This is a genomic window from Mesorhizobium sp. M1D.F.Ca.ET.043.01.1.1 (genome assembly GCF_003952385.1).
Taxonomy (GTDB): domain Bacteria; phylum Pseudomonadota; class Alphaproteobacteria; order Rhizobiales; family Rhizobiaceae; genus Mesorhizobium.
Genome location: NZ_CP034444.1, coordinates 6,961,369 through 6,986,043, shown reverse-complemented (window position 1 = coordinate 6,986,043; position 24,675 = coordinate 6,961,369). Strand labels below are relative to the sequence as shown.

Genomic DNA, 24,675 nt, shown 5'->3' with positions numbered 1-24,675 from the left:
TGCTTATCCCCGGTTTCCTGACGCTACACTGTCAGTTATTTCTGGCACCCAACACCACCTTCAGGTGATCGGCCTTGATGAGCTCGGCCTTCAGGATGCTTGCCAGCAGGTCGGCCTGCGTCGGCTCTAGCGCGATTACCCGCCCCAGCACATTGAGGAGGTCGATCAGGTCGCTGGTGTATTCGGCCAGCCAATGGTCGGGCTGTATCCTGTCGAGTGGCGATGGCGGCCGCTTGTCGCCGATCTGTGGCCGCGTGCGGTCAAGCCGGCGGTAGCTGAACCAGTGCCATACCACCTGTTTGCCTGAGACTTCATAGGCCCACATTTCCGGCGAGACGTTGTCAACGAACCCGTTGCCGACATGCAGCCGACGCTTGGCCGGATCGTATTCCATGGTGTCGGGCAGCGGCTCCGGCGGACCGGGAATGCTGCCACCCTCCGGAATGAACGGCCGGGCACCCTCGGCCATGCGCGGCGGCGCCTTCGGCCGTCCGGCTGCCGGATCGGCGAAACGCTCGCCGTAGGTGTGAAGCCAGATGACTTCACGGCCGAGCGCGACGGCTTCCGAAAACAGTGCCGGGTCTGCAGTCAACGGCACGCGCAAGCCAGGCTGTACGAGGTCGTTCTGGAACCGCGCGGTAAAGGCCGGATGCGCCATAACCGCCGCCAGATAGGCCAAGACATCCTCGGCCGAGACCGCATGGCCGTAAACGTCGGCTAGCACGCCAGCCAGTTGCGTCGGGACGTTCGGAACCTTCGCCGCCGCATCTCGCCACAGCGGATATACCCGGCCGCCGAATGAGCCCTTGTAGTGATCGTGATCTGGAATCAGCCCCGTGAAGGTGATCGCTGGTCCGGATTTTGGAGACGATGCTTCCAAGGCAGTCAGGTAGACTTCGCGCGCGGAGTAGCAGTTCCACAATGTCGGCCGAGCCATGCTCAAAAGGCGATGATCTGGCACGATCCACTGGCGATCGAAGGATCGAAATCCGTATCGACAGGGGGAAACGATCGATTCTTCGTCTTTGATAACTGCACTGGCTCTCACTCCGTGATCGCCCAATCCGACAGACACAACCTTGTCCAGGTATCGATCCCGGTCGGGGTGAAACAGCCGTTCCTTCTTCTCGATGTTTGTCTCGCGGCGTAATGCGTCCCAACGCCGAGACAAAGACTCGGGGTCGGGAGCGATAACCCACGTCCGATGTGTCTTTATGCCGGGACTCGACCAGTCGAAAAACCTATCTAACGGCGGGAACGTTACCCACTCGTCACTCGCTGCCGGAAAGAACGGCGCGCGCCAGTCGGCAGGACAATCCTGCCAGTCTGACGCGTCGAGCGTCAGGGTCTCCAGCGCGGTGAACTTGTCCCCGCGCGGCCCCTTGGGTAGCGCGCGGAATCTCACCCTGGCCGGCGTGTTCCGATCCTTGCTGAGCGGCTTCGCCGCCAACACGATGCAGACGGGCTGCTGCACGCCTTGGAAGATGCGAGTCCGGACTTCCGGCTGGTGTCCGTCCGGCGAGCAGTCGATCACCCATATGTCGGAACAGGTGCGCCGGAGATCGTCGCGCATCTTCTGAAATCCATCCCCACCAAGGAAGCCGGCGACGGTGATGAAGCAGATGATGCCCTCCTCGTCCCGGTCGGGGGTTCCGGTCGCTGCACGGTTGCCGGTGCCGAACACCTTCCACGTTGCCCAGCGCCAGAAATAGACATAGAGGTTCTTCAAGTGATGGGTGTAGGCGCCAAGCTTCCATTCCGGCGGCGGCGCCCACCAATCCATCGGCGCGGGGCGACCGGTCGCGCCTTGCTCCACCCAGGCGCCCATGCCACTTGCCTGATTCTTGTAGGGCGGATTGCCGAGCACGACGGTGATGTCGCGCTGCTGCTTGATCCGGTTTGCTTCCCGCCGCGATTGCGCGATAGGGCCACTCTGCACCAGTGTGTCCTGCTCGATATATGGGTTGCCGAGCGTGTCGGTGATGAAAAGCTGCAAGTCGGGTAGTTTCGGCGGGGTCTTGGCATCCGGCTTCGTCAGAGCCTGCAACTCGGCGATCAGGCGAAGCTGAGCGACGGCGAAGGGGCCGAACTGGAGCTCGAACCCGATCAGTCGACTCATCGCCGCCTCGACCGCGCCGCGCACCGCGCCCTTGCCCTGGTCGGCCTCGACCGTGGCGGCAATCTTGCGTATGACCCCAAGCAGGAAGGTGCCTGTGCCCATCGCCGGATCGGCAAGCGTCACGTCGGTCGATGCCAGGCCCGCCGGGCGCGAGAACAGCGGCCCGCGCAAGGTTTCGTCCACCAACCGCGTCATCGCTGCCACCACCTCCGGCGGCGTGTAGTAGGAGCCGGTCAGCTTCCTGAGATCGTTGTCGTAGACTTCGAGAAAATCCTCGTAGAAATAGAGCCAGGCTTCCGGCTTGTCCTTGCTGATGGTGTGCCAGTTCACCTCGTTCAGCACGCGGGTCAGCGTGGCGAGCGACGTCTCCAACGCCTTCTGGTTTTCGGGGTCGTCAGTAAGAAGGCCGAGGGCGGTGCCGATCAGCGAATTGGAGCCGCGCAACTGATAGGCTGCCTGGTGGATGCCGCCGGAGAGCGAAATGTCGATGGCGCGAGCGACGAGCAGGCCGAACGTCACGGCCTGCGCATAGCCATCAGCGAAACGGTAGTCGTTGGCTTCCGGAAACAGCAGCCTGCGCCAATCTCTGGCGAGATCCGTCAGTCCCTGGCTCTTGCGCTCCAGTTGTTCAATCACCTCATCGCGCAAAAGGCGGCACAGTCGCGCCGAAATCTGCGCGAGCTGCTTGGCGTTGGCGGGCGGTATGGGTTTCCAGGTCAGGAAGTTGACGATCAGAGGCAGCAGCCCGTCGGGGGCGGCGAGCTTCGCCCCATCGCTTTCGATATTGCCTTCGAGCGCGACGACCTTGCCGACGATCTCACCGTCCTGCCACAGGCTGAAGGACTGGCCATCGGTATAGAGGAGATTGGGCAGCGATTTCAGTTTGCCCCATTGTTCTTTGTCGTGCGGATCGGTGAAGCGGCGCGGATCGGCACCCTTGCCCGGTGCCTTTAGTTCGATGAATCCGACCAGCACCTTGTTGGCCGTGACCGCGAAATCTGGCCGGGTCTTGATGTCGGCAAGGCGGGTCTCGCCGACCAGGTGGACAGCGCCGGCTGCGAAACCTTCGACCTCCGCAAGCGACTTGACCAGCACCTCAAGAGGCCCGCGAAGCTGCTCCTCGGGCTGCCCGCCGATTGCCGGATTCGAAAGCTTCGGTTTCAGCGATGCGCCATAGGCCGACACCGCACCTGCAACTGTCCCTGCGGCCAATATTCCCCTCCGCGCCGTCTCACCCCTAGGGTGAATCAGGCCAAACTGCCACTTTCTGTTGAACCTATTCAAAGAGCTCTAGATTTGCAGGCATTTTTTCAGTCAATTCCGAACAATATTGCCGCCCCCACGAACCGACGATAAAGGCGGTCGTCTCTTGGACTCATTTCAGCAGCGCTCGCAGGAGTGCCTTCACACCGACCTCCACCAAGGCCCGGACGCGCCCGCCCAACGCTGCCTGGATCGCATCCGAAGACGAGATGCTTTGCAGGAAGCCTCCACCAGAAAAAACGGTGCCCGAATCTCCTACCATTCAGGTTCTATCGAGGACGGACGCCCTCCGCTATTTTTTCCCGTCGTCGACAATGACTGCAATCAAGAAGCAGCAGAGCCTACGTCCACGGGGACATGATGAAGGTCCGAGTGCGGTCGGTAAAGTGTCGCTTGTCGGCGAGTGCGGGCCAACGGCAATGCCGCGTAGATCACCCGAGCTCGTGGATCATAACGTCGGGAATGACCGACTTCGCAATCTCGCATAGGTGCTGGTGATGGGTGAGATAGATCACCTGGCCTACGCTGGCCATCTCGCCAAACAGGCGGAAAACTTCCTCCGACCGGAGATGGTCGAAGGTCTCCATGATGTCGTCGGCGATGAACGGAACAGAGGGCCTGAGCTTGGCAAACTCGTAATATCCCGCGAGGCGTAGAGCCAAGTAGAGCTGAAAACGCGCGCCTTTCGACAAAGCGTCTGCGACCTTCGATTGGCCATCCCGCTGCGTGGCGATGAGGACGTCACCGCCTTTTGCCGGCTGGGTCGTCAAGCCTGTGTACTGGCCGCGCGTTATCAGTGCGAAGGCGTCCGAGGCCTGGCTCATCATTCCAGAGCGGTGACGTTCGCGATAGACCCGGAGCGCGCTTGCTGCCGACATGACGCCAAGCTTCAACTCGATATAGCGGGCAGCCTTCTCCTCGATTTCGAGAAGAACGGTGCGGCGCTCCGCATCGATCCGGGCAACTTGGCTGTCGCCGCCAATCGCGTCGAGCTTGTCGGTCGCTCGGGTACGCCGGACGAGTTGCTGTTGTATGGCTTCATCGAGGTCGGCGAGGTGCCGCTCGATTTCGGCCTTTTCAATTGCCAGCCCATCGAGATCGACGCTCTCCAGCAATGAGCGCGCCTGGGCGAAGTCCTCGAGGGCGACCTCGCTCGTCACTCGTTCTTCAAGCTCGGCCACTGCGCGCTGCAGGCTGTCTCGCTCGCGAAGTTGTTCATCACGCTCTGCGACCTCGGGCAGAGTTTTCACCCCGAAAGCGTCGAGCACCTCCTGCTTGGTCGTCTGGTGTGCCGCGATCTCGGCGCTCAATGCCTCCTGAACGTCTCGCAACTTTTGAACATCGAGGAGGAGATTCGCCCTCGCCTCACGCGCGCGCCGCGCTTGCTCCAGACGCTCGGTCAGCCTGGCGCTCGCCTGTTCCGGCGCCTCGTCACCTGTGGGATCCCCGGCCTGCGCACTAAGCCGGGCCACCTCGTCAGCAAAGCCAGTCCTGTCAGCCTCCATTTTGCCTATGCGGGTACGCATGGCCTCACGATCCTGCAGCGCCTTTGACAGGTCCGACAGCTGATCGAGCACGCTGCCGAGCCCGGTTCCGGCGATGCCGTCTTCGAGCCAAGTCCCCTTCAGCGTTTCATTGACGTCGGCCTGCCATGCAACATCCCGCCGCTCTGCAATTTCAACGGCTAGCCGCCTGGCGGCCAGCTCCTCTTCCTTCGCGGCGACGCTTCTTAGCGCTTCCGCGCGTTCCGCGTCGACCTTCGCCTGCCTGTCCAGAAAACGGTCAGCAGCGACCACCATCGCCTCCAGGGCCTCACCGGCTTCCGGCTGAATTCCAACGCTTCGAAGAGCCGAGGCCAATCCTAGATGGATCCGCTCTCCTTCAGCTGTTGTTCGTTCAATTCTCGCGCGTGCGAGCAGGATGTCGTCCCAGGCGCCAAGCGCGTCAGCGCGCGCGGACAGCCGCTCCTCCAAAAGTCCGATCAAGAGGTCGAGCGACTGCGCTTGGCAATCCTTAAGCAGGGTGCTGGCCATTTGCTTGATTTCAATCGACGCCGTTTCAGTGCGTTTTTCCAGCTCGCAGAGCTGGGCAGCGACGCGCTCACTCGCCAATTCGGTTTCGGCCGCCTTTTGCTTGATTACGCGCAGGTCCGCAAGCTCGCCGGCGTGAGCCAATCGCGCAGCACCGACCTGATCGTCCCTGGCCAGTGCCACGGCGAAGGCGTCTGCGGTTTCGGGCTTTAGGTCCGCCCGGTGACTTCGCCAGGCCTCTTCCCTCTCACGCCGAATGGCTGCGGCTGTGTCATCGTCAGCGATGTCGGCCGAGGCGCGGACAGCAGTCAGACGAGCCGACGTTGAGATCCGGCTTTGTTCATGCTCAGCCAGACGCTCGGAAAAGACTGCCCTGTCCCTTTGAAGGTCGGCGGCCAGTTTCTTCCAGGCAGCCATCTGCGTCGGCACTGGGACCGGCATTTTGGAAAGTGCCTCTGCATCTCCCGACCACGGCCGAAGGTGCCGCATCGCATCGGCCAGCCTTGTTTGACGCTCTTCCTCGAACCCGCGCGCCTCTGCGATTTCGCGTTTGTGACCGCTGGCCTTGGCTTCCGACACGGCTGCCATCAGCCGGGCTCTTGCGGGCTCGGGGACCGCCCTCTCCTCGCCAACGCGACCTCGGGCCGCATTGAGCCCGTCGAGCGCGGCAGCGGCCTCATCGCGGGCCATCCGCAGGCTCGTCGTGATGCCGGAGCGCTGTTCGACCATGTTGCGAAGCGTGCCAACCACAAAGGCCGGCAGGATGAGCCGGGACGGATCCTGTTCGGCCGACCTTCCAAGCGCGGCGAGACAGTTAGCTATCGTCTGGTCGAGCAGTTGGACTTCCATCTTGCGGGTCGGCAGATCCATGCCCGCGGACAAATAGCGCGCCTTCCGGTCGGCAAGTCCTCGCACCTGCTCCGAGATCGCCAGCACAGTGCCGTCGACGTCGATTACTTCGATCTTTGCCTTTGCCCGATCGATCTCGTCGGCATTCGCCTGGAGACGCGTTCTTAAGCGCGCGTCCTGATCGATCAATTCCGCGACGCTGCCACTCCAGGTTCTCTTTGGAGACGGGGGGTCAGGCAGGTCAGCCAGCCTGGTTGCCTTGCGTTTTATTTCGGCCAGGAGCGGAGCGGCGCGAACATATCGGTCGATCGTGGCGAGCCGGGCCGACAACACCGCGCGTTCAGTCAGGCTGCGGTCATACTTCTCCTGGGCTTCCGCCCGTTCCGCCTCGAGCGCCTCGAATGTCGAGGCCAGCGTGTCGATCGTCTCCTTGCGCGACTTGAGTTCCGCGAACCGTTTCTTCAGCAGCGCGATATCGGTCGTCTGAGCCTGTTTCCGGTGAAGCCCATCTGCCTCCGTTCCCAAGGCGACCAACACATCGCTGGCATGGCCGAGCCCAGCACTGGCGGTGAAAAGGAGCTTGCCGAGATCGCCACGCGATTCAAGGATCGCCTTGCCCCCTGCCTCCAGCGTCTCGTCATCCAGCGAGAACATGCTGCTGTAGGCGTCGCGGGACAAGCCAGCGAGGTGCGGCGAAATGGCAATTTCGCTCAGTGGCCGGCCTTCGGCGTCGTAGAGTGAGTTGCTGCGACTCTTGGTGCGTGAAACGGCAAGCGTCTGCGCCTCGAATTCGAGCAGTCCGCCGATGCGCATGGAGCTATATTCGTGCAGGAAATTGTAGCGGCTGCGCTCTTCGATGCCAAAGAGAAGATCCAGGTAGGCAGAGAGCGCGGTCGATTTCCCGGCCTCATTCAAGCCGAAAACGATATGCAGATCCGGACCTGCAACCGGCTTCTCTCCAAAGTCGATCGCCTGATCGGTGAACTTGCCGTAGCGGGTCAGGTCAAGGCGCCGCAATCTCATCGCGTCGCACCTGCCTTGAGCCGGGCCGTGACCAGGTCAACGCTTCCGGCAAGCGCATCGTCGAGAAACTGTTCGAGGCCTGCTTCGTCCTTGCCGGCGAAGCCGCGCGCATCGGGCGGCAGGTCCGCGATCGTCTTCAATACGAATTCCCGCGCTTCGGATCGAAATGCTTCCGAGTTCGCATTGGCGCGCATGGACTGCGCGAGTTCCAAAGTAGGATCGGCGGCAGTTCCCGAATCTCCGGCAGCAAGAGCCGAAAGATCAAGCTCCAGCTTCTCCACCCAGGTGTCGCCCACCTGTTCTGCTGCCTGTTCGGCTTCTGCGACGGCCAGGTCCCGGTCGCGCATCAGCGACCATGAAAGGGCGGTTGTGCCGACCAAGCTAACGCGAGCAACAAGGTAGCGCGATCTGGTAACCTCCCGGGATTGCTCCAATCCTGCTCGGATACGAATGACGGCCTCACTCCATTCCGACGCATCGGTTAGATCGACGCTCACCCGCTCGAACTGCACGAAACTAATGAGCCTCTCCTCGATCTCGACGGAGCGATCGTCGCGAATGGTGACCAGCGTGACCGATTTCTCACCCGCCTCATTGATGTCCCTCCCCTGAGGGATTCCTGGCATCACGAGCGTGCTCGCACCGGAATAGACCTGACGAACGTGGATATGGCCCAGCGCCCAATAGTCAAAGCCGTGCCCGTGCAGGTCGGCGACGCTGCAAGGGGCATATACGTCATGACCTGGGGAGCCGGCCAGGCTCGTATGCATGATGCCGATGTTCGCAGTTCCCTCCTGTGGGCCGGCATATTTGGGCAGCAGGCTTTCGGGCGCCTTGGGACTGGCGAAGCTCAGCCCATGGAACGCAACGTCCACTCCAGAGCCAGGCTGGACCACGGATTGGCAGCGGCCGGCAAAGACGGTCACCGTGTCGGGCAAGACGAGTTGCTTCGAAATCCGCGACATGGCGTCGTGGTTGCCGCGGATCATGTAGACCCTGACACCGGCCTGATGGAGGCGCGTCAACTCGGAAGCCAGAAAGCGCGCCGTCTTCATCGAGGTCTGGTCGCCATCATAAAGGTCGCCGGCGATCACAAGCGCATCGACATCCTCCGCAAGGCACAAATCCACTATCGCGGTGAATGCCTGGCGGCTGGCATCTCCGACGAGTTCGGCAAGCTCGGGATTGCGCAGCGCAAGCGAGCGCAAAGGCGAATCGAGATGGATGTCGGCTGTATGAACAAATCGAAATGCCATCCGCGGCGCTCTCCAGGCCCGAACAGAAGCTCAGGCAAATGCGGACACCAAGGCCTAGTCGCCCGAACGTCACGGCTAGCGGTCTCCTAGGCCTCGGTAGCAAAGTCCGACAGCGTTGGGCAACGGGAGGCGAGCTAGATCCTATGATAAACATCAACACTCGACCGCTAAACGGCTCCGTGTGCGGACCGCGTTGCCCTCGGCTGGCTCGCGATTGATTGCTGAGCCGTGTCCGGGGCATCGCATGTCTGTCACCCCTCATTCATGGACTCGAGATAGGGCCGCGGCATGACCAGGACGATGTTAATTACTGGGGCCGGTCGCGGGATCGGGCTGGCGCTCGCACGTTTCCATACCGAACGAGGCAGGGTGGCAAAAAACTTCAACATCTGCTGGCAGCGCTGGCGCCAGACGACCACTTTGCGGTGCCATCAATCGCATGAATCTGAACACCGACTTCGCAGGTCGATCCCAACGGTAGAAATCTCTTCCATTCGTACGCTCCTGGTTCGTCTATTCTAACCGATGCCACCTAGCACCGGCGGAGCGGGAGCCTTCCAGCCTCTTGTGCTGACCCCATGATTGCTTCTCGGCGTCGCTAGTATAGGTTGCGGTCTCCTGCCATTCCACACGACCTCCTCAGGTAAATCGTGCCATGCATCAGCCCGCACCGCGTAAGACTGTTCTTCAAACGATTCTCGATTGGTCGCAAAGCAGGCCGGCATGGCAGAGGGATGCCCTCCGGCGCATTGTGACGTCAGGCACTATTGATGCGGCGGGCGTCAGTGAGATCTTCGATTTATGCAAGAAGGAGCATGGCGCGCCTGATATCGAGCTCGAAGCCGCGCCACTTGAGTCGGCGCATTTGCCGGCTAACCCAGGAAATGGATCCGCTATCACGCTATCGTCGCTCAGTGACGTCGTAGGGGTCAATCAACTTGCTCCGAAGCAGACGCTTGCGTTCGAACAAAAGGGTTTAACGATCATCTATGGGCCAAACGGCGCTGGCAAATCCGGATACGGCCGAGTACTCAAGCGCGCTTGCCGGGCGCGCAAAGCCGGCGAAATAATGCCAGATGCATTTTCGCTTTCCTTCGGAGGCAAAGCGACCGCGAACTTCACCATTTCTAGAGATGGGGTGCTGCAACCCGTTCTCCCTTGGGAGGACAATGCAAACCCGGATCCGGTACTCTCTGCGGTGAGCGTGTTCGACCGAGAATGCGGTGCAGTCCATATCCAGGATAAAAACGAGGTCGCGTTCCGGCCATTCGGGCTCGATATTCCGGATGATCTTGCTGGAATTTGCACCCAACTCAAGACCTCGATCCAGGTCGAGGAAGGTCATCTGAAGGCACTGAAAGACCCGGTTTTCGACACGCCAACGTGGCAGGGGACCACAGCTGTCGGGCGGATCATGTCTCAGCTCAAACACAACACCAAGCTCGATGGCCTTTGTGCCCTAGCCACCATGACTGATGCCGAACGGGCGCGTCTTCAGCAGCTCGCCGAAGACCTGGCAAAGAATCCAGTCGAGGCGGCGACCGAACAGCACCAATTCGCCGATGGCATCGCGAAAGTCCTGCGCTATATCAAGAAGGTACAGGAAGTCTACACGGACGACGCCCTCAACGCGCTGAAGGGCCTTGCGGACGATGCAAGGGTTAAGCGCGCGGCGGCTTTGCTGTCGGCCGAGACCGCCTTCAAGGATGCTACGTTTCCTGGGGTCGGCGCCGAAACATGGCGAGCCCTTTGGGAGGCTGCAAGACATTATTCGAAGCACGTTGAACAGCAGTTCCCGCCAGTGGAGGGAGAGCACTGCGTACTTTGCCATCAACCGTTGAACGCCGACGCGGGCGCACGCCTGGTGACCTTTGAGAGGTTCATCCGCGAGGACACGGAAAAGCAGGCTACGGCTGCTGAGAAGGCCTACGACACCGCGCTCACGGACTTCCGATCCAGGCACCCCGACATCAGGTTCATAGGCGAGATCCGGCGACGTATTGCTATCCACCATCCAACTGCGGCGGCGGCAGTACTGCGCTTCATGGCGTCAGCCGATTTGCGTAGGTTGCAGTGCCTCAGGGATCTTGTCAGCCCTGGTGGGATGGCGCTGTCGCCACAAGCTGCCCTTCCCGAAGCAGAACTAGTGGAGATTGAAAGCGAAGCACGCGTCTATGCTCGTCAGTTGGAAGCCGCTGCAGACCTTGAAGGCCGCAAGATCCTGCAGGCGGAGCACGACGAGCTGAAAGATAGAGCCGCTGCTGGCCACTTACACGACATCGCCGGGAAGGAGATAGATCGGCTTGTGAAGCTGGATCGCCTGGCCAAGTGCCTAGGCCAGACGTCGACGACGGCGATCACCAAACTCGGTAACGAACTCGCAGACGAGATTATCACACCCCGAATGCGTGACCGCTTTCAGCGCGAAATCGTTCGGCTCGCCGCGGAGAAAGTCCGTGTCGAGGTAGTCCGATCCGGCGGCCAGTATGGCTCGCCGAACTATCAAATCCGCCTCTTTGCCAATGCCAGAACTAAGGTGCACCTGGTGTTGAGCGAGGGAGAACAAACCTGCGTAGCTCTGGCGGCTTTCCTCACCGAGCTGGCAACTGCCACCCATAAATCTGCACTGATCTTCGACGATCCGGTGACGTCCCTCGATCACCGATGGCGGCGGAAAGTTGCGCATCGGCTTGTGGAAGAGGCAAAGGAACGGCAGATCATCGTGTTTACGCACGACTTGGTGTTCGTAAACGACTTGAATGACGGTGCATTCCGCCAAGGCCTTCCGACGAAAATGTCCAATCTATCGCGCGGTCCGAATGGAACGGGCATAGTAGGAGATGGTCTCCCTTGGGATCATGCGGGGGTAAGGGCGCGGGTCGACCGGCTTGAGAAAGACCAACGGGCGGCAAAAGCGCTCTACGACGCCAATGACGAAGATGGGTATCGCAATGCAGCAATCAGGCTCTATGGTCATCTCCGCGCTACCTGGGAACGCGCCCTGGAAGAGATCGTCTTTGCAGGTGTATTGATACGTCATCGCGATTACATCGACACGAAAAACCTGAAGAAGGTGTCAGTTCTCCTAGAAGCCGACGCAGAGACCTTCCGTACCGCGTTCAAAAAGTGCAGCGACATCATCGAAGCCCATGATCCCTCTCGCGTCCGAAATGAAGAGCCGCCGGCGCCGACTGAAGTTTCAGACGATATTAAGGCCCTCACCGATTGGGCGGAATCCTTGCGCACACGCCAAAAAGCCATCACCTAAGAGGCCCTCTATTCATCGATGGCGGCGTAGGCACCACTCTCGCCGGGGTCCGAAAACCCCGGCATGATGTCGCCCGCGAGCAGCTTTTCTTTCGACAGCAGCCCTGCGTCCTCCAGCGCCTCGAAATCCGGCAGCTGGCGCAGCGTGTCGAGCCCGAACTGCGACAGGAAGGTCTTGGTCGTCACATAGGTGTAGGGCGCGCCCGGCTGCGGGCTGCGCGGCCCCGAGGCGATGAGCTCCTGCGCGCGCAGCACGCCGATCAGATCGCGCGACACCTCCTTGCCGAAGAAGGAAGACAGTTCGCCGCGGGTGATCGGCTGGAAATAGGCGATGCACATCAGCACAAGCGCCTCCGCCTGCGACAGTTCTTTTGCACCCTGCCCCGCCGGCGTGCCGAAGGCGGCGTGGATGACGTCGCCAAAGGCTTTCTTGGTCCGGTGCTGCCAGCCGCCGGCGGCCGCGACCAGCTCGTAGGGGCGGCCGGCGAGCTCGGCGCGAATGTCGTCGATGATCAGATCGATGTGGCAGTTTCTTCCCACCACCCGCGCCAGCACCTCGCGCGGCACGGGTTCATTTGCCGCAAAGATCACCGCTTCGACTCGACCCATCCACTCGCGCCAGCGCAGTTCCGGCGGCAGGTGCTCGAGCTCGGTGTCGAGCAGCGCCGGCTGATCGTCTGGCTTGCGGCGAACGGAGGCCTGGCTCATCGCTACAGCCCAAACAGCCGGAAGGTGGGACGGCCGGAGAGCTCGCGCACGGCCTCGAGCTGCTGCAGCCGCTCGAACAGCCGTCGCGCCGCAAAGCGCGACAGGTTCTTTGTGACCAGCGATCCGGCGACGGCATCTGCATTCAGCAGCAAAAAAATCACGTCGCCGGCGCCCTTGGCGCGCAGTTTTGGCGCCACTGCCAGGAGTTTTTCGGCGCGGCGCGACAGCTCGGCGGCCAGCCGGCAGGCCTCGGCCGCCCCCTGAACCAGCGCGACGCAGACCGAGCGTTCAAAATTCTTGTCCCCGGGTCGGATGCGCTTGCCACCAACAGCCTCGGTGCGGAAGGCCGGGCCAAAGGCCTGCGTCATCAACAGCGGCAGCGGCCGCGGCCAGCGCAGGCTTTGCGCCAGCACCAGGTCGGCGAGCCACCAGCCAAAAAGCTCGGCATCGGGGCGCATGGCGATGACGCGGGTGGCGGTCGCCGCCGCGGCGAACGGCGCCGGCGTCTGCCCCTCCACCAGATTTTCGATGTGCCTGCAGAGTTCGGCGAGCCCCTCGTCGTCCCACGCGAGCCCGAGCATCTCGACCATTTTTGCCAGCCGATCGGCGCCGACCGCCGGCGGCTGCAGCGCCAGCTGGCGCCAGGCGCCAAAAATGGCGCCGGCGGGACCGGGATCGGCGCCGGCCGGACAAAGCTGCCAGGCGTCGCGCAAGGCGGCCTCGTCCTCGGCGCGGCCGGCGAGCCGCATGCTAGCGGCGGCACAGCGAAGCGCCAGCCGCTGGCGCCAGGCGCCGGCCCAGGCCGGCTGCGCGCGGCCAAGCGTGTCGAGCGAAGCCAGCGCGGCGCCGGCCCGGAAAGCAGCGTCTGCGTCATGCAGAACACCATCGGCCGCGAGCGCCCAGGCGGGAACGGCGGGCGGCGCAGCCAGGCTGGCGGACGCGGGATCGAGGCGAATCATACCTTCGAGGGTAAAATGCCGGTGCGCTTTGTGCTATAATTTTCGGCGCAAAACGCACAGCCTGTCGGCGCACCATAACGAATGATAATGTTGCCTTATCAGTCGTTTCTAAATGAGTGCCTTGAAACGGCCTTTGTCGCTGGTCCTGGATCGGTGGAAAAGCCCGCATTTCCGCGGTTTCAGGTGTCTGCCTCATCCTTGTTCGGTGGATTCTCGCCCCAATTGGGTGGACGGGTAGGCCAGGATAGGTGGAATTCGGAGCCCCGCCGACGTCACGAATGCCGGTTTTCATGCCACCACGGGCCATGAGCGGCTGCATTTCCTTCGACCATCCCCCGAAAGCCAGGAATTCGGCGCCTTCGGCCCTGGCGGCCCCGTAGATTCGATTTGACCCTTTCCGAGTCCTTGGGCGCCTCCTAACACCTCGATCACGCTCTACGGGCCTGCAAATCGGTCGATAATACACGCCTGCAAAGGAACGTTTCCTGACACATTGCAATTCTGTAAAAACCGGCCCAAAAATGCCCCGCAAATGGCCAGTTCACGCACCCAGCCCATTTCCCCTCCCCTTCCGCGCCGCCTGATCGGCTATGCACGGGTTTCGACCGAGGACCAGCTCAACGACGCCCAGGTCGACGAGCTCAAGGCCAGCGGCTGTCGTGTCGTTCACCAAGAGCACGGATCCGGCGCCTCACGCTCAAGGCCGGTGCTGGCCAAGCTGATGCGCGAGATCGCCGCTGGCGACGTTCTCATCGTCGTGCGGCTGGATCGTCTCGCCCGCTCCGTCAGCCACTTGCTGGAGGTCATCGAGCAACTGGAGGCGCGCGGCGCACACTTCCGCTCACTGCGCGATCCGATCGACACCTCGACGCCGCAAGGCGTGTTCTCGCTGCAGGTGCTCGGCGCGGTCGCTCAGCTCGAGCGCGCGCTGATCGCCGAACGCACCAAGGCTGGCATGAAGGCAGCCAAGGCGCGCGGCCGGCTGGCCGGCAATCCCGGACTTCGCGAACGCCGCCCCGAAGCTGTCCGGGCAATATCTGCCGCACGCCAGCGCGCCTATATCGACGATCTCATCAGCTCGGCGCAAACCTGGTTGCCGACCGTACGCCGCTTGCGCCCGCAGCACAGTTGGGACGACGTCGTGCGGGTGCTCAACCGAAAAGGCCACGACTGGACGATCGAGCGACTACGGCGCGCGGTGCATCGGCTGGTTCGCGAGCGCATCGCCGAACCCGCCCTGATCAAACGTGCCCGCCGCCGTCCGCCGGAGGACCGGTTGATGACCCTCGTCGCCGGTATTGCGCTCGCCGACCCGGATCTTACCCTGCTCGAAATCGGAGCTCAGTTGGAACGGATGCACGAGCGCACGCCGCGTGGCGGGCGCCAGTGGCAAGCTTCCTCGGTCAAGGCGCTGCTGGACCGGGCACGTCGGCTCGGGCTCGTGGTGCCCGATCCAGCGCCTCGGTCATGAGGCGCGCCAGCGCCTGCTCTCGTACGATGCGGCCAGCGCCCTGCACGGCCCTCCATTCACCGCTGGCAAGGATCTCGTCGGCCAAAACACGATATTCGGCGTCCGAGCGCGGCGTGTACGTGACGGCGGGGCACTCGTCCTTCTGCGGCCGGCGCACGACCCGCTGCGCGGCAGAAGGCGACAGGTCATCTTGCGCGAATTTTTCCATCAGGAAGGCAGGCGGCGGCCCGATGCGGCTTCTGGCATCGGCCAGGTCCAGCAGCCGGGCGATCCCGAACAGGGTTGCCATCCTCCCTGGCAATGCTGCGGTGGCGAGCGGGTCAGTGCAATCGGCCGGCATGTCGTTGCTTCTCGGGCGCGGGGGTCCCAGCCATGCGATGAGAGGCTTTCCGCCTGGCCGCGACGGCGCCCACAACAACAGCGCGGCGCGCATGATGTCTTTGGCCGCCGTCCCCTGCGGTCCCTCATCGACGGCCGATGCGACGGTGTCGGCGAGTTCAAGCAGGAAGCTTTCCCGTTCCGAAACGGCCACGCCAACGCCGCCGAAATGCACAGGAGCCGAGCAGATCCCACAGGCGAGACGCGCCCTCCCCTCTCGACAGTCGAAGCGAAAGCCCGCCCGGGCGAAGCAACGGCCACACGTGTCCTGCAGGATGATCAAATGCCGGGGACAGACCATCGCCTCGACCCGAGCCCACGCGCGGCGAAGATAATGATCCCGGTTGCCTGCGTGATCCTCGTCGAGGCACGCGGGACAAACGCCTTGGTGCCAGCGATCCTGGATGTACCAGTTGAGCGCGCGCGCCTGCCGGCGCAGCGCCATTTGAGCAAGCCGGCCCGCATCCATCCGACAGGCGCGAGCCCAAAGCATGATTATTGCGTCGCCGGGGTCGAAGTCCTGCCCGATCAGACCGCTTCGCCGTCCCGGATGGATGTCCGGATCGAGCCAACTTTCAATGTCGCGCCACGTACATCCGTAGCGGCAGGCCACGCGCCCCTGCCAGGAGGAAAGCAATTCGTCGTCGAATGGCCGCGGCGCAACGGGCAGCACGCGGACGGGCCTCACCGGCTCGCCCGGCGCTGCAGCCCCTTTTCCATGTGGCGCGTCATCGTCACAAGCGGCAGGACGAGATCGTCGCCGTCGAAACTGCCGACGGTGATGCACTCGCTACCGCTGCGGATCGCCTCGACCGCCACCGTCTCCATCAGGCGAAAGATCCGCACGGTCACGCCGTCGGTCAGGTCGAGTACTTTTCGGCGGACAGCCGTCGTTGCCAAATCCGAGGGACGGCGCAGCGGCAGGATCCCGCCCAGGCTCGTCAAAAGCTGTGATAGCTGGGAATTATCGGCCCAACGGTCGAGGTGGAAGGCCTCGAAACGCTCGGCGAGCTGGGGATCAGTCAGCAGCGCCTGCCGGGCCAGATTGGTCCCGGCGCAGATCAGCGGAACCCTCAGGTCGTTGGCGAGAAAGCGGAGGACGTTGAGAAATATGCGCTGCTGGCGGAAGCTGCCGGCAAGCATGGCGTGGATTTCGTCGATGATCGGCATGCGCACAGACATGCTGCGCAAAAGGCGCCGGCAAACCTCCTTCAGACGATAGGTGGAGTCCGTCATCGGCCCCGGCGCGCCGAGCGCGCTAAGCAATTCGCCATAGACGTCCCGCTCCAGCGGTTCGGCCGTCATCTGCATGGCCACGACGGGCATGCTGGTGATGCCGGTGCCCTGATCGAAACAGGCCGGATGATCGCGCAGGAATTTGCGGATGATCTTGGTCTTGCCCAAGCGGGTGTCGCCATAGAGCAGCAAGCAGGGCATGCGGTCGCGCGCAGGATAGGACAGCAGATCCTCCAGCCTCGCCAGCGCCGCGCGCGCCCGCGCGGTTTCCAGCCAGCGGTCCGCCCGGATCCAGGCAATCCGTTCGGCGTCGTCAACGGCGGCATGCGACCGATAAGCGGGCAGCAGATGCGGATAGTCGCTCAAGACCATTCTTCCACGACCAACGACGGTAGATCGGTTTCGCATTCTTCGTCGTGGGCCATTTCCGGCACGGCAAACTCCCTGTCTGCGGTCGCCATCAACGATCGGTCACGACGCTCGGCATGCCGGCGCGCCCTCCTGGTCTTATGTCCGGCTGCGTCCACGAGTTGCCGCTGTTTTTCGATGGTCTCGAAAATCAGCTGTTCGTCCACCGCCGTGACGCCGCGTTCTTTCAATGCCGCGCGCGCAATGCGGTGTTCGCCGAGCGTAATGCGCGGTCGCCTGAGATCGGCAAACCGGACCGGCCAGTTCGTGCCATCGGGGCCTTCCACAAACACGCACGACAGGTCGCGCGGATCATATCTGACGCGCATCTTGCGAGCAGACCGGCCTGCCCAGGGACTTAACACATCGTCCCAATAGTGGAGACCGAACAGATGCACGCCGTCGCGTCGGATGCTGCGCTCCTCGAAGGGCAGGAAATCCTGAAGAAACCGCTCGCGATCATGGGGCAGTCGCAGGGGATGCCGACGCGCCGCTACGGTGTCGTCCCACGCACTGATGGGCGGCAGCTGCAGGCTGCTGTGAATCTCGGCATGGTAGCGACCGACAATCTGAAGCGCGAGCCACTCTTCCAGTTCGTCGAGCGTCATTGCGGCATGTTTTTGCGGATCGTAGGAGCCGCGGGCGGCGACGTCACTCGACGTCGTGCCGGGAAGCAGGCGGACCGCACCCATCATCGTGCCGATCAGTCGCTCGATATGGCCCCCATAGTGCGGCCGCAAGACGGGCCGGTACTCAAGGGCAATGCCATGCTCCACCGTCCCTCTGGCCAGCGCCCTTCCATGAAATTCCTTGCCGTTGTCGACGTGGATCACGTCAGGCAGGCCGAAAACCGGCCACGCCGCCTGAACATTCCGAGCCTCGAGCCAAGGCTCCTTCGGCATCACCATATGCTGGATGCAAAGCGCGACAGAAACCGATGACGGATTTTCTAGCGTGAGATAGGACCCCGCCACCATGCGGCTTGCAACGTCGATGGCCAGCGTCAGCCAGGGCCGCTGAAGGGGCCGGCGATGCACGGCATCAACCACAAACAGATCCACCAATGTGTGATCGATCTGGACGATGTGAAGTGCATGATCGGCGCGATATTCGTGCACTACGGGATCAAACCGTTCGCGCGCGGCTTTTGCCCCTTCCCGATCACGCATCAGTAGCCGCGGATCGGCAAGCTTCACGCGGGCTCTTACCGACTTCCAGGAGGGCGCGACCTCCCCGCGGCTGCGACACAATTCTCGAACACGGTCATGCAGGGCGGTGACCGAAGGCTTCTCCCGCTTGCGGTAGGTGTCCTGCATAGCGGTCTCGATGAGCGCCTCCATGTCTTCCGACAGGCGCCGGCGTCCTTTCGCCGGACCGGGATTGTGGCCAAGCAGCGAACTCGTCACAGGAGCGGCCCGGTATCGTCCGAGAAGCTCATAAAGACATGCCCGCCTTACACCAAGCTGACGGCACGCAAGGCCTATATCGGCAGGGGACAAGCGACCCTTAGACGCCAGAGGGCGAATGATAGCCTCGCGCTCTACCGCCCTGCCCCAGTCGGCATCGTCGGCCGCGAGCTGTCGGGGTTACGACCTATTCCGTCGCCCTCGCCTTCGTCCACCAAATCAGGGTATGAATCCACCTATTCTGGACGAATCCACCGAACTAGGATGAGCGAAGAATGTTACAAAACAATGCCATACAGTCCACTCATCTAGGAAGAGTGACAACGGCTCTCAGAGATGGCCAGCGGCCCGCAAATCCGCCGCGAATGTTGCCAGATGGATCACCAGTCGAAGCGGCTGAGCTTGGCGGTGGCCCTGCAGGGCCTCGGCGCCGAAGGAGGCGTACCAATCAGCCGCGCGTTGGTTCTTGGCGTCGATGATCAAAAGGATGCCGCCGCCCTCCGTCACCAGCCGCAGACACCGCCTAGCGGCGGCAGCCAGCAGCTGACCGCCCAGCCCCTGCCCTGCGATCGATCTGTCGGTGGCGATCCGCGCCAACAGAAAGCCCGGGACATCGTGACGCGCGAGCCCCTTGGTCATGCGCGCTGGCACGGCTGCATGATCGACTGCCGACGGCGCGATCGAATAGAATCCAAGGATCCGACCGGGCCGCGCGGTTTCTATCGCGCAATACGTCTTGGTGGCGTTCTGTTCATGGCCCTGGCGCGCAAAACGGGCCAGGAAGTCGTTCATGTCGGCGTCACCGCAATCGAAGTCGCTCCGATCATGCGCCTTCGAGATCGGCTCCTCGTGCCAGGCCGGAAGGTTCATCGATCACGCGGCAAGGCGGCGATCGCGGCGCGCAGTTTTTCGTTAGGCGGCGGCGGGTTGTCCAAAAGCTCCAGAATGCGCAGGAAATCCCGTTCCGAGACCTCTATCCTCTCGGCGCTCTTGATTACCGCTTCGGCCTCGCGCAGGGCCGCACGGGTGACGAACTCCGTCAAATCCGCATGCACCAGCGCGGCTGCCCGCATCAGCGTCGCCTTCTGTTGCGCCGCCACCCGCAGGTTCATCCGTTCATTCGCTTCAATCGCTGCCCGAGGCATAACAAACCCTTCTTCACTCCTGTTATCTTCATTTGAGTTGACGGGTTGCAGCGTAGCTGGATTGCGCCCTATGTGTCAAGTATATACGTCTTAAAGGCGTACAGGTTCCCACTTTAACAAATGGCGCTCCAAACGGAAGGACCGTCAGAAGGCATTCAATCCAGCCGCACGGATGTCGCCATCGCCTCTCGCCACTGCCAGCCAAATCACGTTAGAATCCCGACATGACCAACAGCTCCGAAAAGCAGGCCCAGAACGATCTCCCGGACATCGTGGATATAGTGATGGAAATGGGGCGCGGCACAGAGGATGATAAGGCTCTCCCCTTCCCTCCCCTGCCAGCGCCGACCAGGGAGAAGAGTCGGCTTCCGAGTCACCTTGAAGGGTTGGCTGATCGCGTCCGCGACTATGTCGAGGCAGCGAGCTCGGCCAACACGCGGCGGGCCTATGCATCCGATTGGAAGCATTTTTCCAGTTGGTGCCACCGGCAAGGCATCGAGACGTTTCCGCCAGATCCACAGGCGGTCGGCCTCTACATCACGGCTCAAGCGTCAGGCACCGCGACCGGCGACAAGAAGCCGAGCTCAGTGTCGTCGATCGAACGTCGGCTCTCCTCACTGACCTGGAATTACGCCCAGCGCGGCCAGGCTCTCGATAGAAAAGACCGTCATATCGCCACGGTGATGGCCGGCATTCGCAACAGACACGCCGCCCCGCCCCGGCAGAAGGAGGCGATCCTGCCGGAGGATCTGATCGCGATGCTTGAAACCCTCGACCGCGGAAGCCTACGCGGCCTGCGCGACCGCGCCATGCTGCTTATCGGCTTTGCCGGCGGCCTGCGTCGCTCTGAGATCGTGGCGCTGGATGTCGGCCGCGACCAGACCGAGGATGGCCGCGGCTGGATCGAGATCCTCGACAAGGGCATGCTCGTTTCCCTTCGCGGCAAGACCGGCTGGAGGGAGGTCGAAGTAGGTCGCGGTTCGTCCGACACGACCTGCCCGGTTGTCGCGGTGCAGACCTGGCTCAAGCTCGCCCGTATCGCACACGGACCGCTGTTCCGGCGCGTGACCGGCCAAGGCAAGGCAGTCGGCGCCGATCGGCTCAACGACCAAGAGGTTGCCCGCCTGGTCAAGCGCACTGCGCTGGCGGCCGGCGTACGCGGCGATCTGTCGGAAGGCGAACGAGCAAAGGTCTTTGCCGGCCATTCGCTGCGGGCTGGCCTCGCCTCCTCGGCCGAAGTCGATGAGCGCTATGTACAGAAGCAACTCGGCCATACCAGCGCCGAGATGACCCGCCGCTATCAGCGCCGCAGAGACAGGTTCCGCGTCAACCTCACCAAGGCGAGTGGGCTGTAGGAGATGTGGCTTAGGAGATAGAGAAGGCCCTCCCCTTGCCCTTTTGGATCGAAAACGAGTTCTTTTCCGTCAAGGGCCTGGCATGATCAGTCTCAACGACGGAAATAGGTCCCATATCGGCCGATGTCGCGAGTCAGCAGCGAAATCTACGTCAGGCGCAAAGGATTGCCCAGCGAGCCTGATGCGGCAAGCAGCGAGGAGTGTTTTGGCGCGAACGCAATACCCATCGCGCACCTTCGTCGTAGCCCAAATGGGCTAAACAAACCTAAACGCGGGAGTGGGCATCCATGGAAACCAGGATAATTGACGGCCGGGACGATTTTGCGCAATGGGCGATCGACAGGTCCAATGCGATCCTGACGGATCAGGGTTCGGAACTCGCCACCGCGGCCCGCAATGGAAACGAAGCCCAGATCGCCGAGACAGCACAGGCGCTCGGCCAGGCGATCGTCGATGCGCTGATCGAGGCGTTCGACGGTCTCGCAGGCGATGAATGAGCCACCGCTTGGCCGGCACGACTAGCTGCGCCAACGGAAACGACGGCGGCACGCGGGCTCACAGATCGAGCGGCGCATTTGGACAGTATGCCCGCCGTCGCGCTGCTTGGACCACGCCAGGTTGGCAAGACCTCGCTCGCGCTCGAAATAGCCGAACGGCGACCTTCAATCTATCTCGACTCGATTCCGACGCCGACCGCGACGGCTCAGGGAACCGGAACTATATTTGGCCGCTAGACGGGCTCTTAACAATCCAATCGAGCAGCTCTGTCATTAGCTTGTACCGTTCTGCAGAACGGGGATGGGCGGTCTACATCTTGGCACCCGCTGGCGCCTATCAAGCGCTTCTATGTGGGGTCTTCTATAAAACGGACCGGTTCACTCGCGCCGCCGTTTGATCTGGCTCATCTCGACGTCCGCGACTGTGCCGTTTTGCTGATGGATTTCGCGTCTGGCGGCCGTCGTCGCAGCGTGATTGCCGCTCTCCGCGTCGAACAGCTGGTCGAGCAAGAGCCCGAGCCGGCGCGATCCCAAGGCACCTGAGAGCGAAATACTGCCCCGTCCGTCGATAAGGCCGCACCAAGACGACACAGACGTTTTCGTGCTGCTCGCCGGCTGGCTGGTGACTGCGCTGCAGTGGTGGCTCGATCGCCCCGGATAGTGGCCCAGCGCAGGTGGCGACCAGCACACTGGAGCAAACTTGTGGGAGGCTGCGTTCGTGCAGAGAGTGCAGCGGTGTCGGCTCCAGCAGTTTGAGTCGGGGTTTCGTTTCAAGCGAAGTTAGAACGGAGAGTTGGCCGCGGCCAACTTTGCAGTTCGACCGCGACAGTAGGCACTATTGGCGTCAAACGATTCGCACGAAAGAAGCAGTTGGCCGCGGCCAACTTTTGACCGTGGCTCGCCGGAAACCGTTGAATCATAAGTGTTCTTGGCATGGTTACCGAATCGTGCAATCTTCGATACGGTTTTTTAGCAATTCGCCGCTAAAAAACGCATCGAAAGGGGAAATCGATGTTGCAGACTCAAAACGTATCGACGGCCATTTCTTCCGACGCGCGAATTGCTCATCATGCGCGCCAGCTGTCTATGCAGCTGCAGTTATTGCGAGAGCGCCTATTCCCACCGTCCTCCCAGAAGCTGTTGAAGACTTTCACCTCCGGCGAGGCCGCTCAGCTCGTCGGAGTATCAGACGGCTATCTACGGCAGCTTTCAATAGATGGCAAAGGCCCTTCGCCGGAGGTGTCCCAGACGGGGCGACGTTCGTACTCACTCGCCCAAATTCATGAGTTGCGTCAGTACATGGCTTCTATCAAGCCGAAGGATGCCCTCACTTACCTTCCGTGGCGGCAGAGAGGCGACAAGCTCCAGACGATTGCCGTCGCCAACTTCAAGGGCGGCAGTGCAAAGACAACGACATCCATCTACCTCGCACAGTATCTTGCCCTGCAGGGATATCGCGTTCTCGCGGTTGATCTCGACCCGCAGGCTTCGTTGTCGTCGATGCTCGGTGTTCAGCCGGAGTTTGATCTTGCGGAAGGCGATACCCTCTATGGTGCGATCCGTTACGACGAGAAACGGCGGCCGCTGAAGGAAATAATCAGAAAAACGTACTTCGCTGGCCTCGACCTCGTTCCCGGAAATTTGGAACTGATGGAGTTCGAGCACGAAACTCCGACTGCGCTGATGGAGCAGCGGAAAACAAGCAATAGCGAAATTTTCTTTCGGCGCGTCGGCATGGCCCTGGCCGAAGCCGAAGCCAATTATGACGTTGTGGTGATCGATTGCCCGCCGCAACTCGGGTACCTGACACTTGGTGCGGTTTGCGCAGCGACATCGCTTCTGATCACCGTCCATCCTCAGATGGTCGACGTGGCGTCAATGTCGCAGTTTCTGCTCATGACTTCCGACCTTCTGTCGGTCGTCCGGAATGCAGGCGGCGATCTGAACCACGATTTCATTCGGTATGTTATAACGCGCCATGAGCCGCACGATGGTCCGCAAGCCCAGATCGTTGCCCTGCTGAGAAGTCTCTTCGGGGACGAGGTTTTGGCGGCGACAGTCCTGAAATCGACGGCGATCGCCGATGCCGGGCTTACGAAACAGACACTCTATGAAATCGAACGAGGACAAGTCCGCCGCTCAACATTCGACAGGGCAATCGAATCCCTTGATGCAGTCAACGGGGAAATCCTCGCCGGCATCGAAAAGGCATGGGGGCGGCCATGAGCAGGCGAGACGTTCTAAACGGAATATTTGCCGATACGACGCGAGAGTTGGCCGCGGCCAACTTTTCCAAAGAGACGAATGGCGGTCGTGTTCTGGCGGGGCCCGTAAGGACGATGGGACTTGCCCTCGACCGCATGGACCAGGAAGCCAGAGAACTTCGAGAAGCTTTGAAGTCCGGCGAGAGGGTTGTCGAACTCGATCCCGAACTCATTGACGGCTCATTCGTGCGTGATCGCCTCGACGGCGAGGTAAGCGCTACGGACGATATTGTGAGGTCGATCGAGGAAAACGGCCAGGAAGTGCCCATCCTCGTCAGGCAGCACCCCGATCTCGAAGGACGATATCAGGTTGCCTATGGCCATAGGAGGCTTCGCGCTGTCCGGCTCCTGAGGCGGAAGGTAAGGGCGGTTGTCAGGCCATTATCGGACAATGAACTCGTCGTCGCACAAGGCATCGAAAACACTGCGAGAAAGGATCTCTCTTACATCGAGAGAGCGGTCTTCGCCTTAAGCCTCGAAACACACGGGTTCGGCCGCGATCTGATCATGCAGGCGTTAAGCACTGACAAGACGGAACTGTCGAAACTGTTGTCCGTCGCCAGGGGCATTCCGGGCAGCCTGGTCAAAGCCATCGGTGCCGCACCCTCTATGGGCCGCCGTAGGTGGATGGATATTGCCGAAAAGATCACTGATTCCAAAGCGCTGGAAGCCGCAAGAAATGCCACCCACAGACCCGAATTCGAGGCCTTGGGCTCGGACGAACGCTTCATGATAGTTTTGGCTGAGGTTTCGAAGAAGCCGCAGCGAGAACAGATAATCAGGGAGTGGAGACCGAACGGCGGCAAGGTCGCGGCAAAGATCAAGGACACCGGGAGGGCATATACGCTCTCTCTCAGGACTGCCGAAGCCGATGAGGGCTTCGGCGCATATCTGACAGAACGGCTGGACGACCTCTATGCCGACTGGCAGGCAAACAGGAAACCGAAGCAGGAGTAAACCGCAAAAGAAAAAGGCCCCCGAACGTCACCGTAGCGGAAGCCCTTCTCGTCTCTAGACAATTCGAGAATCTCATTTCCGCGA

The 24,675-nt window shown here is 61.7% G+C and carries 17 protein-coding genes; 6 read left to right on the top strand and 11 right to left on the bottom strand.

All coding sequences use genetic code 11. The features are described from left to right. Window positions 1-31: 31 nt before the first annotated feature. The 3 genes from EJ067_RS33680 to EJ067_RS33670 form a co-directional block, all read right to left on the bottom strand. Window positions 32-3,094: a type ISP restriction/modification enzyme gene (locus tag EJ067_RS33680; RefSeq protein WP_245468110.1), complete on the bottom strand. Its 3,063-nt coding sequence runs from the start codon at window positions 3,092-3,094 to the stop codon at window positions 32-34. Window positions 3,095-3,813: 719 nt separating this feature from the next. Continuing rightward, window positions 3,814-7,284: a YhaN family protein gene (locus EJ067_RS33675; RefSeq protein WP_126089349.1), complete on the bottom strand. Its 3,471-nt coding sequence runs from the start codon at window positions 7,282-7,284 to the stop codon at window positions 3,814-3,816. Further along, window positions 7,281-8,540 carry a DNA repair exonuclease gene (locus EJ067_RS33670; protein ID WP_126089348.1) on the bottom strand — a complete coding sequence of 420 codons (1,260 nt, stop codon included), beginning with the start codon at window positions 8,538-8,540 and terminating at the stop codon, window positions 7,281-7,283. Before EJ067_RS33670 ends, EJ067_RS33675 begins: the two co-directional genes overlap by 4 nt. Window positions 8,541-9,195: 655 nt before the next feature. On the opposite strand from EJ067_RS33670, the gene EJ067_RS33665 reads away from it, so the two are divergent. Next, a complete protein-coding gene (locus EJ067_RS33665) occupies window positions 9,196-11,808 on the top strand; it encodes an AAA family ATPase (protein ID WP_126089347.1) in 2,613 nt (870 codons plus the stop codon). Between the two features lie 8 nt (window positions 11,809-11,816). On the opposite strand, the gene EJ067_RS33660 is transcribed toward EJ067_RS33665, so the two are convergent. Both EJ067_RS33660 and EJ067_RS33655 read right to left on the bottom strand, forming a co-directional pair. Then, window positions 11,817-12,515 carry an SMC-Scp complex subunit ScpB gene (locus EJ067_RS33660; RefSeq protein WP_126089346.1) on the bottom strand — a complete coding sequence of 233 codons (699 nt, stop codon included), beginning with the start codon at window positions 12,513-12,515 and terminating at the stop codon, window positions 11,817-11,819. 2 nt (window positions 12,516-12,517) lie between these two features. Beyond that, on the bottom strand, window positions 12,518-13,474 hold the full coding sequence (locus EJ067_RS33655; RefSeq protein WP_126089345.1) for a DUF1403 family protein: 957 nt from the start codon (window positions 13,472-13,474) through the stop codon (window positions 12,518-12,520). 532 nt (window positions 13,475-14,006) lie between these two features. On the opposite strand from EJ067_RS33655, the gene EJ067_RS33650 reads away from it, so the two are divergent. After that, window positions 14,007-14,945: a recombinase family protein gene (locus EJ067_RS33650; protein ID WP_126089344.1), complete on the top strand. Its 939-nt coding sequence runs from the start codon at window positions 14,007-14,009 to the stop codon at window positions 14,943-14,945. Here EJ067_RS33650 and EJ067_RS33645 read toward each other — a convergent pair. From EJ067_RS33645 to EJ067_RS33625, 5 genes are all read right to left on the bottom strand, one after another. Continuing rightward, the gene (locus EJ067_RS33645) at window positions 14,878-15,996 is read right to left on the bottom strand and encodes a TniQ family protein (RefSeq protein ID WP_189510250.1); all 1,119 of its coding nucleotides are present in this window, start codon (window positions 15,994-15,996) and stop codon (window positions 14,878-14,880) included. The two genes, EJ067_RS33650 and EJ067_RS33645, sit on opposite strands and share 68 nt — an antisense overlap. Before the next feature lie 11 nt (window positions 15,997-16,007). Next, window positions 16,008-16,931: a TniB family NTP-binding protein gene (locus tag EJ067_RS33640; RefSeq protein WP_126089342.1), complete on the bottom strand. Its 924-nt coding sequence runs from the start codon at window positions 16,929-16,931 to the stop codon at window positions 16,008-16,010. Beyond that, complete coding sequence (locus tag EJ067_RS33635; protein WP_245468109.1) at window positions 16,922-18,307, bottom strand: transposase family protein; 1,386 nt, start codon at window positions 18,305-18,307, stop codon at window positions 16,922-16,924. The genes EJ067_RS33640 and EJ067_RS33635 overlap by 10 nt, the downstream gene beginning before the upstream one ends. A 396-nt stretch (window positions 18,308-18,703) precedes the next feature. Next, entirely contained in the window at window positions 18,704-19,243 is a 540-nt protein-coding gene (locus EJ067_RS33630; protein WP_126089341.1) for a GNAT family N-acetyltransferase, read from the bottom strand. Then, window positions 19,240-19,518 (bottom strand): DUF1778 domain-containing protein, encoded by a 279-nt coding sequence (locus EJ067_RS33625; protein WP_125005424.1) that lies wholly within the window; start codon window positions 19,516-19,518, stop codon window positions 19,240-19,242. Before EJ067_RS33625 ends, EJ067_RS33630 begins: the two co-directional genes overlap by 4 nt. Window positions 19,519-19,742: 224 nt before the next feature. Here EJ067_RS33625 and EJ067_RS33620 point away from each other — a divergent pair, with 224 nt between their 5' ends. Together EJ067_RS33620 and EJ067_RS33615 are read left to right on the top strand one after the other, a co-directional pair. Next, on the top strand, window positions 19,743-20,873 hold the full coding sequence (locus EJ067_RS33620) for a site-specific integrase (RefSeq protein ID WP_126089340.1): 1,131 nt from the start codon (window positions 19,743-19,745) through the stop codon (window positions 20,871-20,873). 287 nt (window positions 20,874-21,160) lie between these two features. Further along, the gene (locus EJ067_RS33615) at window positions 21,161-21,370 is read left to right on the top strand and encodes a hypothetical protein (protein ID WP_126089339.1); all 210 of its coding nucleotides are present in this window, start codon (window positions 21,161-21,163) and stop codon (window positions 21,368-21,370) included. A 378-nt stretch (window positions 21,371-21,748) separates the two neighbouring features. Here the strand turns inward: EJ067_RS33615 and EJ067_RS35750 are convergent, their stop codons facing one another. Further along, window positions 21,749-21,880: a hypothetical protein gene (locus EJ067_RS35750; RefSeq protein WP_281033959.1), complete on the bottom strand. Its 132-nt coding sequence runs from the start codon at window positions 21,878-21,880 to the stop codon at window positions 21,749-21,751. Between the two features lie 501 nt (window positions 21,881-22,381). On the opposite strand from EJ067_RS35750, the gene repA reads away from it, so the two are divergent. After that, on the top strand, window positions 22,382-23,596 hold the full coding sequence (gene repA / locus EJ067_RS33600; protein ID WP_126089337.1) for a plasmid partitioning protein RepA: 1,215 nt from the start codon (window positions 22,382-22,384) through the stop codon (window positions 23,594-23,596). Continuing rightward, window positions 23,593-24,591 carry a plasmid partitioning protein RepB gene (gene repB, locus EJ067_RS33595; RefSeq protein ID WP_126089336.1) on the top strand — a complete coding sequence of 333 codons (999 nt, stop codon included), beginning with the start codon at window positions 23,593-23,595 and terminating at the stop codon, window positions 24,589-24,591. Before repA ends, repB begins: the two co-directional genes overlap by 4 nt. The last annotated feature ends 84 nt before the right edge of the window (window positions 24,592-24,675 follow it).